This window comes from Streptomyces sp. NPDC031379, assembly GCF_055569615.1.
In genome coordinates this window covers 20,230-37,302 of record NZ_JBVIIT010000034.1, presented here as the reverse complement: position 1 = coordinate 37,302, position 17,073 = coordinate 20,230, and the positions used below count along the sequence as shown (strand labels likewise).

Genomic DNA, 17,073 nt, shown 5'->3' with positions numbered 1-17,073 from the left:
GAGGCGAGCAGAAGGCCCTCGGGCACCAACCCGTTCGAGTGGGCCGGGCGCGCGTCGCCACCGCGGCACGGAGCCGCCCTGGTAGCGGTGGTCCATGCTGCTCACCCCACGCCGCCGGGCCCATCCCCGGCTTCCCCGGCACCGGAAGGCGGCCCTGCTCGCCTCCGCCGTCTCCGTCTGCCTCCTCGCCGCCGCGGCCCCGGCCGAGCCCCTCGGCGTCGGCGACCGGCTCTACCCGCACCTGGGCAATCCCGGCTACGACGTGGCCTCGTACGACCTGTCCCTCACCTACGCCGGTACCAACGACAAACCGCTGCAGGCCGTCACCACCATCGACGCCTGGACGACCGCCGACCTGGACCGCGTGAACCTGGACTTCGCGCACGGAACCGTCCAGTCGGTCGAGGTCGACGGGCGCCCCGCGGACTTCGCCGGCGCCGGCGAGGACCTGGTCGTCACCCCGGCGCACTCCCTGCACAAGGGCATCTGGACCAGGATCACCGTGCGGCACACCAGTGACCCCGCCCCCGGCAAGGACCAGGAGGGCGGCTGGGTGCGCACCGCCGACGGCCTCGCCATGGCGAACCAGGCCGACGCCGCCCACCTGGTCTTCCCGTGCAACGACCACCCCTCCGACAAGGCGATGTTCACCTTCCGGATCACCGCGCCGAACGGCTACACCGCCGTCGCCAACGGCCTGCCCGCCGGAGCGGAGCGGGTCGGGCGCACCACCACCTGGACCTACCGCACCCAGCACCCCATGGCCACCGAACTGGCCCAGGTGTCCATCGGCCGTTCCACGGTCGTGCGCCGCAAGGGCCCGCACGGCCTGCCGGTCCGCGACGTCGTGCCCAGCGCCGACCGCAAGGCCCTCGAGCCGTGGCTCGCCAAGACACCCGGCCAGATCACCTGGCTGGAGAGCAAGGTCGGCCGGTACCCGTTCGAGACCTATGGCGTGCTCATGGCGCAGGCGTCCACCGGCTTCGAACTGGAGACGCAGACCCTCTCGCTCTTCGAGAAGCAACTGTTCACCGAGCCCGCCTATCCCAAGTGGTACGTCGAGTCGGTCATGGTGCACGAGCTGTCCCACCAGTGGTTCGGCGACAGCGTCAGCCCCCGCGCCTGGTCCGACGTCTGGCTGAACGAGGGGCACGCCACCTGGTACGAGGCGCTGTACTCCGAGGAGACGGCGCACCGGTCCATGAAGGAGCGCATGAAGGCCGCCTACGGCGCCTCCGACCGCTGGCGCGCGGACGGCGGCCCGCCCGCCCGGCCCAAGCCGCCCGCCCCCGGACAGAAGATCGGCATCTTCCGGCCGAACATCTACGACGGCGCCGCGCTCGTGCTCTACGCCCTGCGGCAGGAGATCGGCCGGCCGGCCTTCGAGCGGCTGGAACGGCTCTGGGTCCAGGAACACCGGGACTCCACCGCCACCACCGCCGACTTCGTCCGGCTGGCCTCCGCGGTCGCCGCCCGCGACCTGAGCGGCTTCTTCCAGGCCTGGCTGTACGGCGAGAAGACCCCTCCGATGCCCGGCCACCCGGACTGGAAGCCCGTGGCGCAGGCCCAGCCCACCAAGGCGCACACCCACCGATAACCCCGTGACGAGACGTGCCGTCCCGTGCGACCATCTTCGGGACGGCGCGGCACGGGACACGGGAATCTCCCGGGGTACTCGTGCGTTCTACATCACGAGCGGTCCTCGTGACCGCCCATCGTCGCCGTGACGGCATTCCCATCGACGTAAAGGATCCAATGACCTCCTCTTCTTCCCCTTCCCAGGACACCAAGCGCCTCGCGCACGCCTATCCCGAGGGTCTTCGGGCCGATGCCCTGATGGAAGAGGACGTCGCCTGGAGCCACGAGATCGACGGCGAGCGGGACGGCGAGCAGTTCGACCGCTCCGAGCGCGCGGCCCTGCGCCGCGTCGCGGGCCTCTCCACCGAGCTGGAGGACGTCACCGAGGTCGAGTACCGCCAGCTCCGCCTGGAGCGGGTCGTGCTCGTCGGGGTGTGGACCACCGGAACCGCGCAGGACGCCGACAACTCCCTCGCGGAGCTGGCCGCCCTTGCGGAAACCGCGGGCGCGCACGTGCTCGACGGCGTCATCCAGCGCCGCGACAAGCCGGACGCGGCGACCTACATCGGCTCCGGCAAGGCCGCCGAGCTTCGGGACGTCGTCCTCGAAACGGGCGCGGACACCGTGATCTGCGACGGTGAGCTGAGCCCGGGCCAGCTGATCCAGCTGGAGGACGTGGTCAAGGTCAAGGTCATCGACCGTACGGCCCTGATCCTGGACATCTTCGCCCAGCACGCCAAGTCCCGAGAGGGCAAGGCGCAGGTCGCCCTCGCGCAGATGCAGTACATGCTGCCGCGACTGCGCGGCTGGGGTCAGTCGCTGTCCCGGCAGATGGGTGGTGGCCGCGGCGGCCTCGCCACGCGTGGCCCCGGTGAGACCAAGATCGAGACGGACCGGCGACGGATCCGCGAGAAGATGGCCAAGATGCGCCGGGAGATCGCGGAGATGAAGACCGGCCGCGAGGTCAAGCGCCAGGAGCGCCGACGCAACAAGGTGCCGTCCGTCGCCATCGCGGGCTACACCAACGCCGGCAAGTCCTCCCTGCTCAACCGCCTCACGGGCGCCGGTGTCCTGGTCGAGAACGCCCTGTTCGCGACCCTGGACCCGACCGTCCGCCGCGCGGAGACCCCGAGCGGCCGCCTGTACACGCTGGCGGACACCGTCGGCTTCGTCCGGCACCTGCCGCACCACCTGGTCGAGGCGTTCCGCTCCACCATGGAGGAGGTCGGCGACTCCGACCTGATCCTGCACGTGGTGGACGGCTCGCACCCCGCCCCGGAGGAGCAGCTGGCCGCCGTGCGCGAGGTGATCCGGGACGTCGGCGCCACCGACGTGCCCGAGATCGTCGTGATCAACAAGGCGGACGCGGCCGACCCGCTGGTCCTCCAGCGGCTGCTCAGGGTCGAGAAGCGCTCCCTCGCCGTCTCGGCCCGCACCGGCCAGGGCATCGAGGAACTGCTCGGCCTGATCGACAACGAGCTGCCCCGCCCCTCGGTCGAGGTCGAGGCGCTCGTGCCGTACACCCACGGCAAGCTCGTCGCCCGCGCCCACACCGAGGGCGAGGTGATCTCCGAGGAGCACACCGCGGAGGGCACCCTGCTCAAGGTCCGGGTGCACGAGGAGCTGGCGGCGGACCTGGCGCCCTACACGGCCGTCTCCGCGGCCTGAGCCACGACACCACGAAGGCCCGCCACCCCCTCGGGGCGGCGGGCCTTCGCCATGCCTGTGCGCGCCGGTTTACCGCCCGGCGAACTTCTTGCTGACCGAGTCGTACACGCCCTTGGCCACGTCACCCAGCCGGGGGCCGGCCAGCCAGCCCGCGCTCACCGGGCCGATGGACGTGTTGGACACCAGCGCCGGCTTGCCGTCCGCGCCCGTCTCCACCCAGCCGCCGCCGGAGGAACCACCGGTCATCGTGCAGCCGATCCGGTACATCGTCGGGTCCGCCTTGTCGATGGACAGCCGGCCCGGCTCGTCCTGGCACTGGTACAGCAGCTGACCGTCGTACGGAGCTGCCGCCGGGTACCCGGACGCCGTGATGCTCTTCACCTTCGGCACGGCCGGCGCGTCGAAGTTCACCGGCAGCGCCCCGCCGACCGTCTCCTCCAGCGACTTGCCGCCGCTGCCCTGCTCGGGCGTCACATGGATGACCGCGAAGTCGTACGAGGCGCCGTTGCCGCCGGTGGAGCCGCCCTGGTCGATCCACTGCTGGGAGGTCAGCGCGGCGTCGGCCCACCAGACGCCGTACGGAGCGACCTCCGACCTGCTGGCGCCCCGCAGCTGCGCGGCCGACTTGCCGGCGTTGTTGTACGACGGCACGAAGGCGATGTTGCGGTACCAGCCACCGCTCTTGCCGGCGTGCACACAGTGACCCGCCGTCCAGAGCATGTTGGACTTGCCCGGGTGCGCCGGGTCCTGCACGACCGTCGCCGAGCAGACCATGGTGCCCTCGGGCGAGTCGAAGAAGACCTTGCCCGAGGTGGCCGCGTTGGTGTGGTAAGGCGGAGCGACCACCTGTGCCTTCACCGGCTGCGGCGTCGGGTCCGTGACGCCCTGGTCACCGGAGATGTCGTTGTCGTCGACACCCTTGTCCGGGTCGTCGGCGTCCCGCATCCGGTCCGGGTCCCACAGACCCTTGATGACCGGGTTGATGAAGTCGTTGGCCTCGCGCAGCCAGTCCTGCTTGTTCCAGTTCTTCCAGGCGCCTTTCTTCCATTTGTCGACGTCGATCCCGTGCTCCTTGAGCCTCTCCTTGAGGTCGTCCGGGATCCGGATCTTGCCGTCGCCGGAGCCCGCCGCGGTGGCGGTCGGCTGGGCGTCGGCGTTGTCGTCGCCGTTGCAGGCGGTGGCGGTCAGCGCCAGCGCCGAGACGAGGGCGACCGCCGCCAGCGCGGGGGAGGTGCGGCGGCTGCCCCTCCTTCGCCGAACGGTGAACGACGGCCGTATGGATCGCATGCTCTTGACTCCCCCTGTGGTGAAGGAACTCGGCGCTTCGGGCCGGCACCGGCGCTGAACTCAGGGCGAGTTCACGCCGGTCTCGCGGCTCTCTGGGAACGGGACCACACACTATGCGCTCGCTGTGCGGGAGTTCTGCCCGAACGGCAACGGTTTCGCTACGGGCTGCGGCCTGACCTCGTACGCAGCGTCCCTGCTCCGTTCACGCAGCTCGGCGGCGAACCGTGGCGCACCGGTAAGTCGCACCTGGGAACCGGGCGAGCTGCTCGTCGGAGGCGGCGACTGCTCGGCCCTGCGCTACTGGCGCAACCGCGCAATGGTCGCGACATGGCAATGATCTCGAGGCAAGCCGTAACCCCCGGACCGGTCCACGGTTGTAGCGGTGGGGGGCCTGCTGCCTGTGTCCGGTCCCCGTGATCAACTCGCCTCTGAAGAGCGGGGAGGACAGCGAGCCGTGGCCGTTACGGAGTCGATGGCTGGAGGGATGCACGGGGAAACGCGTGCCGTGCACGAGGGGATTCTCAGACGCCAGTCGGCGCGCGAATCCTCGGCGCGCACCTACGCCCGGGCCCTGCCCATCGTGCCGGTCCGGGCGCGTGGGCTCACCATCGAAGGCGCCGACGGCCGCCGCTACCTCGACTGCCTCTCCGGCGCCGGCACTCTCGCCCTCGGCCACAACCACCCGGTCGTGCTGGAAGCCATCCGCAAGGTCCTCGACTCCGGTGCCCCCCTCTCCGTCCTCGACCTCGCGACCCCCGTCAAGGACGCCTTCATCACCGAGCTGTTCCGCACGCTGCCGTCCGGCCTCGTCGACCGTGCCCGGGTCCAGTTCTGCGGGCCGGCCGGCACCGACGCCGTCGAGGCCGCCCTGAAACTGGTGCGAGCCGCGACCGGACGCACCGGCATCCTCGCCTTCACCGGCGCCTACCACGGCATGACCGCCGGTGCGCTGGCCGCTTCCGGCGGCGCCCGCGACGTCCAGGTCACCCGCCTGCCCTACCCGCAGGACTACCGCTGCCCCTTCGGCTCCGGCGGCCCGCGCGGCGCCGAACTCGCCGCCCACTGGACCGAGTCCCTTCTCGACGACCCCAAGTCGGGTGTACCGCTGCCCGCCGGGATGATCCTCGAACCCGTCCAGGGCGAGGGCGGAGTGATCCCCGCCCCGGACGACTGGCTGCGCCGCATGCGACAGGTCACGGCGGACCGGTCCATCCCGCTGATCGCCGACGAGATCCAGACCGGAGTGGGCCGGACCGGTACCTTCTGGGCCGTCGACCACAGTGGCATCACCCCCGACGTCATGGTCCTGTCCAAGGCCATCGGCGGCAGCCTGCCCCTGGCCGTGATCGTCTACCGCGACGATCTCGACGTCTGGCAACCCGGCGCCCACGCGGGGACCTTCCGCGGCAACCAGCTCGCCATGGCCGCCGGCACCGCCACCCTCACCTACGTCCGCGAGAACGGCCTCGCCGCTCGAGCCGCCGACCTCGGCTCCCGGATGCTGACCCAGCTCCGGGAGTGCATCGGCGGGTTCCCGTGCGTGGGGGAGGTACGAGGGCGTGGGCTGATGATCGGCGTCGAACTGGTGGACCCGGAGACGGACGGACCACCCCCGGGCGGGACGCCCGGTGCCAGAACGCCCCCCGGCCGGACGCCCGCCACCCGTCACCACCCTCCGGCGCCGGACGACCCCGAATCCGTCCGTGTGCCGCGCCCGGCCGCGCCCGAACTCGCAGCGGCCGTTCAGCAGGAGTGCCTCCAGCGCGGGCTGATCGTCGAACTCGGCGGCCGCCACGCGGCGGTGGTCCGGCTGCTGCCTCCTCTGACGCTCAGTGACGAACAGGCGGCAGCCGTCCTCGACCGCCTGACGGACGCGGTGGCAGCGGTAGCCCGCGACCACCTGGACCACCGCACGCAGCACCGACGACACCACGGCCCTGCCCAGCGCGCGGGCTGAACACCGCACACACGCCCGGCCTCTGTCGCAACCGGCACCGCCCCAGCGGCCATGCCCGAATCCCATGGCACCACGCCTCCCACCAAGGACGTCCGGCCCGACGCCGCACTCCCCTGACAACCCCACAGCCGTCTCGTACACGCCCGTCCTCGCCGCCGCCGCGGCCCTCGACCTCGCTCCGGCATCCGCCGATCACGAGGGAACCGCGACCGCTGCGGACGACAGGAACGGCTCGCACCGCCCCAGCCCCAGCCCCAGGAGCCGTCATGAACGACACGCCCACTCCGGACGGCCGCTCCGGTGCTCCCGACGAACAGGGAGATTCCGGCGCCTCGAACGCTCCCGTCCCGCTCGCCGACTCGTTTCCCCAGCAGAAGCGGCGGAGCATGTCACTCACGCGATCGACGGATCCGGGCGCCGACCCGCTGGACGATCCCGACCCCGGCACCGCCGCCCAGGCGGCCGCCGTGGAGAACCTGCTGCGCTGCTGGGTGCGCGAGACCGACCTCGCCGCTCCCGCGTCCGGCACCCTCCACATTCCGCTGCCCGCCAGCTGCACCTCCCTGACCGTCCCGGTCCGCTACTGGTCCCTGACGGGCTGGCATCGTTTCGGACCACCGCGCTTCACCGGTGCTCCCGAGGACGCCCCGCCCGTCGACGCCGTCACCCTCGCGGCTCTCCTCACCAGAGAGACCGCGCCGAAGGACGTCTCTCCTCTCGACGTCATCACCCTCCCGGCGCCGCTCTCCAGGGAAACCGCCGCCGCCTCGAGCCGTACGCCCCGCACCTCTGACGCCACCGCCGCCGGATCCCCCGCCGCCGGCCCCACTGCCGTCGGATACGGCGACGGCGGTGACCTCGTGGCCAGGGTGGCCGACTCCCTTCGGCGCACCTCGACCTTCATCCACGACCGGCGCGCACACCCCGCCGACGCCCCCGACCTCTTCCTCAGCGCCGAGCAGGCCCTCCTCCTCGGACACCCCCTGCACCCGACCCCCAAGAGCCGCGAAGGCCTTACGGAGGCCGAAGCCCGCCTGTACTCACCGGAGCTGCGCGGCTCCTTCCCCTTGCACTGGATGGCTGTCGCCCCCTCTCTGCTCGCCACCGACTCGGCCTGGACCGAGCGCGGCCGTCCCGTCCCCGCCGGCCACCTCACCCAGCGCCTCGCCGGAACCGCACTGCCCCTGCCCGACGGTTACGCCGCCCTGCCGCTACACCCATGGCAGGCACGCGAAGTGCGGCACCGCCGACCCGTCGCCGCCCTCCTCGACTCCGGGCTCCTGCGCGATCTCGGCCCCGCCGGCACGCCCTGGCACCCCACCTCCTCCGTGCGCACCGTCCACCGGTCCGGGGCACCCGCGATGCTCAAGCTGTCACTGGGCCTGCGCATCACCAACTCCCGCCGCGAGAACCTGCGCAAGGAACTCCACCGCGGAGTCGAGGTGCACCGGCTGCTGCGCAGCGGCCTGTTCAAGCAGTGGCAGGCCGTGCACCCCGGCTTCGGCATCGTCCGCGACCCGGCCTGGCTCGCCGTCGACGACCCGGACGGGCTTCCGGTGCCCGGCCTGGACGTGATGGTCAGGCACAACCCGTTCGCCCCGACGGACGATGTCAATTGCGTCGCCGGACTCCTCTCTCCCCGGCCCCTCGCCGAGCAGGACCCCGACGCCTCGCTTCAGCCGGATGCCTGGGCCACGTGGTCCCGGATGAGCCGGCTCGCGGCGCGACTGGCCGCACACACCGGCCGACCCCTGGGAGCCGTCGCCGCGGAGTGGTTCCTGCGGTACCTCGAACAGGTCGTCCGTCCCGTGCTCTGGCTGGACAGCGAGGTCGGCATCGCCCTCGAGGCACACCAGCAGAACACCCTGGTCCTGCTGGACGGCGACGGCTGGCCCGCCGGCGGCCGCTACCGCGACAACCAGGGGTACTACTTCCGCGAGTCCCGGCGCGCCGAGCTGGATGCCCGGCTGCCCGGGATCGGCGAGCGGAGCGACACCTTCGTCAGCGACGAGGTCACCGACGAACGCTTCGCCTACTACCTCGCCATCAACAACGTGCTCGGACTGATCGGCGCCTTCGGCTCCCAGCGCCTGGCCGACGAGCGACTGCTCCTCGCGGCCTTCCGTCGCTTCCTCACCGACCTCGTCTCGGGCCCCGGCGCCCTGCGCACCTCCTTGCCCGGCCTCCTGGTCGACTCACCCGTCCTGCGCTGCAAGGCCAACCTGCTGACCCGGCTGCGCGGCCTCGACGAACTCGTCGGCCCGGTCGACACCCAGTCCGTCTACGCCACCATCACCAACCCCCTTCACTCCTGAACTTGTCGAGCCAGTCGAGCCAGTCGAGCCGGGTCACGAGCGACCCGTCCGTCTTCCCGTACCGCCGAGGACCATGACCCACTCCATCTCCTGAGAGGAGCGCACCATGCCTCCCACCGACGCGAACGCCGCCCCTGGGCCCGCCCCTTCCCGCCCGGGCCGCACAGGCCCCCGAGTGGATCTCGCCGGCAACCGGAACGCCGTGTTCAGCGAGTTCACCGTCGAGGACGACGACGCGGACAGCGAGGACACGCTGGACCTGCACCTCCCCTCCGAGTACATCGCTCTCTTCACCATGGGGACGCCCGGCCTCCTGGACCGACCCCATACGTGGGGGCCGCTGGCCACCCCCGTCGGCTCCTTCCACCTGGTGCCCGTACGCGTCGAGCGTGACCTGCCGTTGATCCACGGCTGGATGAACGACCCCGCCGTAGCGGAATTCTGGGAACTGGTCGGGCCCCAGAACCGGACGGAAGGCCACCTGCGGGCGCAGCTCGACGGAGACGGGCGCAGCGTGCCGTGCCTGGGGGTGCTGGACGGCACCCCGATGAGTTACTGGGAGATCTACCGGGCAGACCTGGACCCCCTGGCCCGGCACTATCCGGCCCGTCCGCATGACACCGGAATCCACCTCCTCGTCGGTGGCGCCGCGGACCGGGGACGGGGCCTGGGATCCGCCCTCCTCAGAGCCGTGGCCGACCTCATCCTCGACCGGCGCCCCGCGTGCGCACGTGTCGTAGCGGAACCCGATCTTCGCAACACCCCCTCCGTCGCCGCGTTCCTGAGCGCCGGCTTCCGGTACGCCGCCGAGGTCGACCTGCCCGACAAGCGGGCCGCCCTCGTGATCCGGGACCGAAGCCTGCGCCATGTGCTGTAGCGACGAGTGACGACGCCTTCACCTGTGGTACACCGCTCGGCGCGGCTCGGTTCCCACTTCCTGACGGTCGTCGAAAGATCTGTCCCGCCACCCACCCGCCTCCCCTCACCACCGCACCAGGAGCCCGGCCGTGATCCCGCCCCCTCTCCCCGCCGTGATCGCCCGTTTGTCAGTGCCGGGCCGTAGGGTGGTCGGGCTATGACGAAGCCCTCACTCTCCGAACTCCTGCATGCCGCTGTCACTGCCGTCGGCGGCACGGAGCGCCCCGGCCAGGTGACCATGGCCGAAGCGGTCGCCGAGGCGATCGACGACGGATCCCACCTGCTGGTCCAGGCCGGCACCGGCACCGGCAAGTCGCTGGGCTACCTCGTGCCCGCGCTCGCGCACGGAGAACGGGTGATCGTCGCGACGGCCACGCTCGCACTGCAGCGCCAGCTCGTGGAGCGCGACCTGCCCCGCACGGTCGACGCCCTGCACCCCCTGCTGCGCCGCCGCCCGGAGTTCGCGATGCTCAAGGGCCGGTCGAACTACCTCTGTCTGCACCGCCTGCACGAGGGCGTGCCGCAGGACGAGGAGGAGGGTCTGTTCGACCAGTTCGAGGCCGCCGCACCCACCAGCAAGCTGGGCCAGGACCTCCTGCGGCTGCGGGACTGGGCGGACGAGACCGAGAGCGGCGACCGGGACGACCTCACCCCGGGCGTCTCCGACCGCGCCTGGGCGCAGGTGTCGGTGTCGTCGCGTGAGTGCCTGGGCGCGTCGAAGTGCGCGTACGGAGCCGAGTGCTTCGCGGAGACGGCCCGCGAGCGAGCCAAGCTCGCCGAGGTCGTGGTCACCAACCATGCCCTGCTGGCCATCGACTCCATCGAGGGCGCTCCGGTGCTGCCCCAGCACGAGGTGCTGATCGTGGACGAGGCACACGAACTCGTCTCCCGGGTCACCGGCGTCGCCACGGGCGAACTCACGCCCGGCCAGGTCAACCGTGCCGTGCGCCGTGCCGCCAAGCTCGTCGACGAGAAGGCGGCCGATCAGCTCCAGACCGCCGCCGAGGGCTTCGAGCGGCTGATGGAGCTGGCGCTGCCGGGCCGTCTCGAGGAGATCCCGGAAGATCTCGGCTATGCCCTGATGGCGTTGCGGGACGCCGCGCGCACGGTCATCTCCGCGATCGGCGCGACGCGTGACAAGTCGGTCCAGGACGAGGACGCGGTCCGCAAGCAGGCGTTGGCCTCCGTCGAGACGGTGCACGACGTGGCGGAGCGCGTGGTGAACGGCTCGGAGTGGGACGTCGTCTGGTACGAGCGGCACGACCGCTTCGGCGCCTCCCTGCGGGTCGCTCCCATGTCCGTCTCGGGGCTGCTCAGGGAGAAGCTGTTCGCGGACCGCAGCGTCGTCCTCACCTCCGCGACCCTCAAGCTCGGCGGGGACTTCAACGGCGTCGGCGCCTCCGTGGGGCTCGGCCCCGAGGGAGTGGAGGGCGAGGACATGCCGGAGTGGAAGGGCGTCGATGTCGGCTCGCCCTTCGACTACCGCAAGCAGGGCATCCTGTATGTCGCCAAGCACCTGGCGCGCCCCGCGCGTGACGGTGAGCGCGCCGACATGCTCGATGAGCTGACGGAGCTGATCCAGGCGGCCGGCGGCCGCACTCTCGGGCTGTTCTCGTCCATGCGGGCCGCCCAGCTCGCCGCGGAGGAGCTGCGCTCCCGCATTCCCGAGTTCCCGATCCTGCTCCAGGGCGAGGAGACACTCGGCGAGCTGATCAAGAACTTCGCGGCCGACCCGAAGACCTGTCTCTTCGGCACCCTGTCGCTGTGGCAGGGCGTCGACGTCCCGGGGCCCAGCTGTCAGCTGGTCGTCATGGACAAGATCCCGTTCCCGCGCCCCGACGATCCCCTGATGAGCGCACGCCAGAAGGCGGTCGAGGACGCGGGCGGCAACGGCTTCATGGCGGTGGCCGCCACCCATGCGGCGCTGCTGATGGCCCAGGGTGCCGGTCGCCTCGTACGCGCGTCCGGAGACCGGGGCGTGGTCGCCGTACTGGATCAGCGGCTGGCCACGGCGCGGTACGGCGGCTACCTCAAGGCGTCACTGCCCGACTTCTGGTACACGACGGACCGTAACCAGGTCCGCAAGTCGCTCGCGGCGATCGACGCGACGGCGAAGCAGGCGGAGGCGGAGCAGGCGGCGCGGACGTGATCGCGGGGGGGGGGGGGGGGGGGGGCGCCACCCCCCCCCCCCCCCCCCCCCCCCCCCCCCCGATGCGCAATCGTCCGGGAGGGGCCCGGATCTTCCACAGGTGCGTACGCCCGGAGGACGTACGCAGGGCCCCGGAACCGGCGCAGGGGTCCCGGGGCCCGGTCAGGGAGCGGGTCGGCCGACCCGCCTGCCGCAGCGCGTCACACGCGTCGCAGCACGGCGACGACCTTGCCGAGGATGGTCGCGTCGTCGCCGGGGATCGGCTCGTAGGCCGAGTTGTGCGGGAGGAGCCAGACATGGCCGTCCTCGCGCTTGAAGCGCTTGACGGTGGCTTCGCCGTCGAGCATGGCGGCGACGATGTCGCCGTTCTCGGCGACCGGCTGGCGGCGGACGGTGACCCAGTCACCGTCGCAGATCGCGGCTTCGATCATGGAGTCGCCGACGACCTTGAGGACGAACAGTTCGCCGTCACCGACGAGCTGGCGGGGGAGGGGGAAGACGTCCTCGACGGACTCCTCCGCGAGGATCGGGCCACCGGCGGCGATACGGCCGACGAGCGGGACGTACGACGCGGCGGGCTTGCCCGCGGTGTCCGTGGGCTGCACGGTCACGGCCTGGTCGGAGCCGCGCACCTCGTACGCGCGCGGGCGGTGCGGGTCGCGGCGCAGGAAGCCCTTGCGCTCCAGCGCCATCAGCTGGTGCGCGACCGAAGACGTGCTGGAGAGGCCGACGGCCTGGCCGATCTCGCGCATCGACGGCGGGTAACCCCGCCGCTGTACGGAGTCCCTGATGACCTCGATCACCCGTCGCTGCCGGTCGGTGAGCCCGGAACTGTCCGCCCGGATGCCTGGAGGTCGGCCAGGCAGAGAGCGCTTGTGTCCCTCGGGATTCGTGGCTTCGTTCATCGCGTGTACCGGCTCGACTCGGCCCTGGGAGCGGTCCTGGGCAGTGATGGTGGCACTGTCTGCGGTGGTGGTCACGTCGGCCCCTCTCGATGGTCTCCCTGCTGGACAACGGTAGTTGCTTTCGAAAGGTTGCGCCAAACACACGTTCGAGTGAAAAAGTGCGATTCACCTGACGCGATCATGTGTCTGGGTGTATGGCTAACGTGGCACCTGACGGACAAAAGTGCCCATTGTTGTACTCTTCACCGCCGGGGCTGCCGGCCTCGTGGGCCGTGTCCCAGTCTGCCATCCGGAACCCGGTCTGCCGGGAACCGGGCCCCTTCTGTGCCGGAGTCCCACGCGTCCTCCGTGCGGCGCCCACGGTATCTCCGTATGCCTCACAGCGGTACGACTGTGCGTCCGCGTGTTCGGGTGATTCGCCCCCTGGCGGCCGGGGCGGGCGGTTCTGTCGCGACACGCGTGTCCGCCTCTGTGTATGAGCCAATCCCCACATCTAGTGGTTGGATGGCTACAGCAGCCCACAAGTTGTGGTCCCCCGGGTCTGAGATGCCTCCGCGATCGCCTATGCTTAGGGCTGCTTCGCGGGGCCCATGGGGTCAGGCGAGGCTGTTGAGTCTGCTGTGAGGAGGGTTGGAGATCATGCACTGCCCCTTCTGCAGGCACCCCGACAGCCGCGTGGTCGACAGTCGTACGACCGACGACGGCACGTCGATCCGCAGGCGCCGCCAGTGCCCTGACTGCTCCCGTCGTTTCACGACCGTGGAGACGTGCTCGCTCATGGTGGTCAAGCGGTCCGGAGTCACCGAGCCATTCAGCCGTACCAAGGTCATCAACGGCGTGCGCAAGGCATGCCAGGGGCGGCCTGTCACCGAGGACGCACTCGCCCAGCTCGGCCAGCGGGTCGAGGAGGCGGTGCGGGCCACCGGAAGCGCCGAGCTGACCACCCATGACGTGGGTCTGGCCATACTCGGCCCGTTGCAGGAACTCGACCTCGTCGCGTATCTGCGATTCGCCTCCGTCTACCGGGCGTTCGATTCGCTCGACGACTTCGAGGCGGCCATCGCGGAACTGCGGGAGGCGACGCGAGGCCCCGCCGCGGACGAGGAAGACGCGGGAGCGGGGAGCCAGGAAGACGAACGCGGGCCCGGCGGGACCGACCAGGTTCCCGTGCCCGTCCACGCCGCCGACTGACCGGCGGGCCGGAAGCCTGGAGGAGACCCGGGTTCCGGCCGTGAGGCGGCGAACCAAGACCTGTTGCGGGCGGCAGCTGAGGGTGCCCGCAATACAAGACAGAACACGTGCCACGGGAACAAGCGGGGCACTTCAGGGCGTTTTCGCCCGTACAGGGAGGCGGCATGACAGAGACGGCGAGCGGTCCGGCACGAGGTTCCCGAGCCAAGGGCACCAAGGCCACCAAGGGACTGCGTATCGAGCGCATCCACACCACCCCCGGCGTACACCCGTACGACGAGGTGTCGTGGGAGCGCCGTGACGTCGTCATGACCAACTGGCGCGACGGCTCGGTCAACTTCGAGCAGCGTGGCGTCGAGTTCCCCGACTTCTGGTCGGTGAACGCGGTCAACATCGTCACCAGCAAGTACTTCAGGGGTGCTGTCGGCACCCCGCAGCGGGAGGTCAGCCTCAAGCAGCTGATCGACCGCATCGTCAAGACGTATCGCAAGGCCGGCGAGGACTACAAGTACTTCGCCTCGCCCGCGGACGCCGAGATCTTCGAGCACGAGCTGGCCTACGCCCTCCTGCACCAGATCTTCAGCTTCAACAGCCCGGTCTGGTTCAACGTCGGCACCCCGCAGCCCCAGCAGGTCTCCGCCTGCTTCATCCTGTCCGTCGACGACTCCATGGAGTCGATCCTCGACTGGTACAAGGAAGAGGGCATGATCTTCAAGGGCGGCTCCGGCGCCGGCCTGAACCTCTCCCGCATCCGCTCCTCCAAGGAGCTGCTCTCCTCGGGCGGCAACGCCTCCGGCCCCGTCTCCTTCATGCGTGGCGCCGACGCCTCCGCCGGCACCATCAAGTCCGGTGGCGCCACTCGCCGTGCCGCCAAGATGGTCGTGCTCGACGTCGACCACCCCGACATCGAGGACTTCATCCAGACGAAGGTCAGCGAGGAGGAGAAGATCCGCGTCCTGCGCGACGCGGGCTTCGACATGGACCTGGGCGGCGACGACATCACGTCCGTCCAGTACCAGAACGCCAACAACTCCGTCCGCGTGAACGACGAGTTCATGACGGCGGTCCAGGACGGCGGCAAGTTCGGCCTGCGCGCCCGCATGACCGGTGAGGTCATCGAGGAGGTCGACGCCAAGGCGCTCTTCCGTAAGATCGCCGAGGCCGCGTGGGCCTGTGCCGACCCGGGCATCCAGTACGACGACACCATCAACAACTGGCACACCTGCCCCGAGTCCGGCCGGATCACCGCGTCGAACCCGTGCAGCGAGTACATGCACCTGGACAACACGTCCTGCAACCTCGCCTCGCTGAACCTGATGAAGTTCCTGAAGGACGACGGCAAGGGCAACCAGTCCTTCGAGACCGAGCGCTTCCAGAAGGTCGTCGAGCTGGTCATCACCGCGATGGACATCTCGATCTGCTTCGCGGACTTCCCGACGCAGAAGATCGGTGAGAACACGCGCGCGTTCCGCCAGCTCGGCATCGGCTACGCCAACCTCGGCGCCCTGCTGATGGCCACCGGCCACGCCTACGACTCCGACGGCGGCCGCGCCCTGGCCGGCGCCATCACCTCCCTGATGACGGGCACGGCCTACCGCCGCTCCGCCGAGCTGGCCGCTGTCGTCGGCACCTACGACGGCTACGCCCGCAACGCCGACGCCCACAACCGCGTCATGAAGCAGCACGCCGACGCCAACGGCACGGCCGTCCGCATGGACGACCTGGACAGCCCGGTGTGGGCCGCCGCCACGGAGGCCTGGCAGGACGTGGTGCGTCTCGGCGAGAAGAACGGTTTCCGTAACTCCCAGGCGTCCGTGCTCGCCCCGACCGGCACCATCGGTCTCGCCATGTCCTGCGACACCACCGGTGTCGAGCCGGACCTGGCGCTGGTGAAGTTCAAGAAGCTCGTCGGCGGCGGCTCGATGCAGATCGTCAACGGCACCGTCCCGCAGGCCCTGCGCCGCCTGGGCTACCAGGAGGAGCAGATCGAGGCGATCGTCGCCCACATCGCCGAGCACGGCAATGTGATCGACGCCCCCGGTCTCAAGCACGAGCACTACGAGGTCTTCGACTGCGCCATGGGCGAGCGCGCCATCTCCCCGATGGGCCACGTCCGCATGATGGCCGCGATCCAGCCCTGGATCTCGGGTGCCATCTCCAAGACGGTCAACATGCCGGAGACGGCGACCGTCGAGGAGGTCGAGGAGATCTACTACGAGGCCTGGAAGCTCGGCGTCAAGGCGCTCGCGATCTACCGCGACAACTGCAAGGTCGGCCAGCCTCTCTCCGCCAAGAAGAAGGAGGACGAGAAGGCTGAGATCACCGAGAAGGCCGAGGAGACGATCCGTACCGCGGTCGAGAAGGTGGTCGAGTACCGCCCGGTCCGCAAGCGCCTCCCGAAGGGTCGTCCCGGCATCACCACGTCCTTCACGGTCGGCGGCGCCGAGGGCTACATGACGGCCAACTCCTACCCGGACGACGGTCTCGGCGAGGTCTTCCTGAAGATGTCGAAGCAGGGCTCGACCCTCGCGGGCATGATGGACGCCTTCTCCATCGCCGTGTCCGTGGGTCTGCAGTACGGCGTTCCGCTGGAGACGTACGTCTCGAAGTTCACCAACATGCGCTTCGAGCCGGCCGGCATGACGGACGACCCGGACGTGCGGATGGCGCAGTCGATCGTCGACTACATCTTCCGTCGCCTGGCGCTGGACTTCCTGCCCTTCGAGACGCGCTCCGCGCTCGGCATCCACTCCGCCGAGGAGCGCCAGCGCCACCTGGAGACCGGTTCCTACGAGCCGGCCGAGGACGAGGTCGACGTCGAGGGCCTGGCCCAGTCGGCGCCGCGCGCCCAGGAGCTGAAGGCCGTCGCCGCGCCGAAGGTCGAGGCCGAGGTGGCCAAGCCCGCCCCGAAGCAGGCCCACACCAGTGCCGAGCTGGTGGAGATGCAGCTGGGCATCCAGGCCGACGCCCCGCTGTGCTTCTCCTGCGGTACGAAGATGCAGCGAGCCGGTTCCTGCTACATCTGCGAGGGCTGCGGCTCGACCAGCGGCTGCAGCTGATGACACGCGGTTCCTGAGGTAAGGGGCGCCGGCCATGGCCGGCGCC

The 17,073-nt window shown here is 70.5% G+C and carries 10 protein-coding genes; 8 read left to right on the top strand and 2 right to left on the bottom strand.

The window, feature by feature from the left end; all coding sequences use genetic code 11:
• The first annotated feature begins 94 nt into the window (after positions 1–94).
• Both ACZ5CW_RS36570 and hflX read left to right on the top strand, forming a co-directional pair.
• Positions 95–1,597 (top strand): M1 family metallopeptidase, encoded by a 1,503-nt coding sequence (locus ACZ5CW_RS36570; protein WP_468609278.1) that lies wholly within the window; start codon positions 95–97, stop codon positions 1,595–1,597.
• A 158-nt stretch (positions 1,598–1,755) separates the two neighbouring features.
• The gene (gene hflX / locus ACZ5CW_RS36565) at positions 1,756–3,246 is read left to right on the top strand and encodes a GTPase HflX (RefSeq protein ID WP_468609276.1); all 1,491 of its coding nucleotides are present in this window, start codon (positions 1,756–1,758) and stop codon (positions 3,244–3,246) included.
• A gap of 69 nt (positions 3,247–3,315) precedes the next feature.
• Here hflX and ACZ5CW_RS36560 read toward each other — a convergent pair whose 3' ends face one another.
• Positions 3,316–4,533, bottom strand: coding sequence for a trypsin-like serine peptidase (locus tag ACZ5CW_RS36560; RefSeq protein WP_468609274.1), 1,218 nt, complete (start codon positions 4,531–4,533; stop codon positions 3,316–3,318).
• A gap of 472 nt (positions 4,534–5,005) precedes the next feature.
• On the opposite strand from ACZ5CW_RS36560, the gene ACZ5CW_RS36555 reads away from it, so the two are divergent.
• The 4 genes from ACZ5CW_RS36555 (at position 5,006) to ACZ5CW_RS36540 (ending at position 11,872) form a co-directional block, all read left to right on the top strand.
• On the top strand, positions 5,006–6,490 hold the full coding sequence (locus ACZ5CW_RS36555; RefSeq protein ID WP_468609272.1) for a diaminobutyrate--2-oxoglutarate transaminase family protein: 1,485 nt from the start codon (positions 5,006–5,008) through the stop codon (positions 6,488–6,490).
• 266 nt (positions 6,491–6,756) lie between these two features.
• A complete protein-coding gene (locus ACZ5CW_RS36550) occupies positions 6,757–8,805 on the top strand; it encodes an IucA/IucC family protein (protein WP_468609270.1) in 2,049 nt (682 codons plus the stop codon).
• A 106-nt stretch (positions 8,806–8,911) separates the two neighbouring features.
• Positions 8,912–9,682, top strand: a complete 771-nt coding sequence (locus ACZ5CW_RS36545) for a GNAT family N-acetyltransferase (RefSeq protein WP_468609268.1) — start codon at positions 8,912–8,914, stop codon at positions 9,680–9,682.
• A gap of 198 nt (positions 9,683–9,880) precedes the next feature.
• Complete coding sequence (locus ACZ5CW_RS36540; protein WP_468609266.1) at positions 9,881–11,872, top strand: ATP-dependent DNA helicase; 1,992 nt, start codon at positions 9,881–9,883, stop codon at positions 11,870–11,872.
• A 200-nt stretch (positions 11,873–12,072) separates the two neighbouring features.
• Here the strand turns inward: ACZ5CW_RS36540 and lexA are convergent, their stop codons facing one another.
• Complete coding sequence (gene lexA / locus ACZ5CW_RS36535) at positions 12,073–12,852, bottom strand: transcriptional repressor LexA (protein ID WP_333772146.1); 780 nt, start codon at positions 12,850–12,852, stop codon at positions 12,073–12,075.
• Between the two features lie 564 nt (positions 12,853–13,416).
• On the opposite strand from lexA, the gene nrdR reads away from it, so the two are divergent.
• Together nrdR and ACZ5CW_RS36525 are read left to right on the top strand one after the other, a co-directional pair.
• Positions 13,417–13,968 carry a transcriptional regulator NrdR gene (gene nrdR, locus ACZ5CW_RS36530; protein WP_468609263.1) on the top strand — a complete coding sequence of 184 codons (552 nt, stop codon included), beginning with the start codon at positions 13,417–13,419 and terminating at the stop codon, positions 13,966–13,968.
• A gap of 164 nt (positions 13,969–14,132) precedes the next feature.
• Positions 14,133–17,027, top strand: coding sequence for a vitamin B12-dependent ribonucleotide reductase (locus ACZ5CW_RS36525; protein WP_468609261.1), 2,895 nt, complete (start codon positions 14,133–14,135; stop codon positions 17,025–17,027).
• Positions 17,028–17,073: the final 46 nt, after the last annotated feature.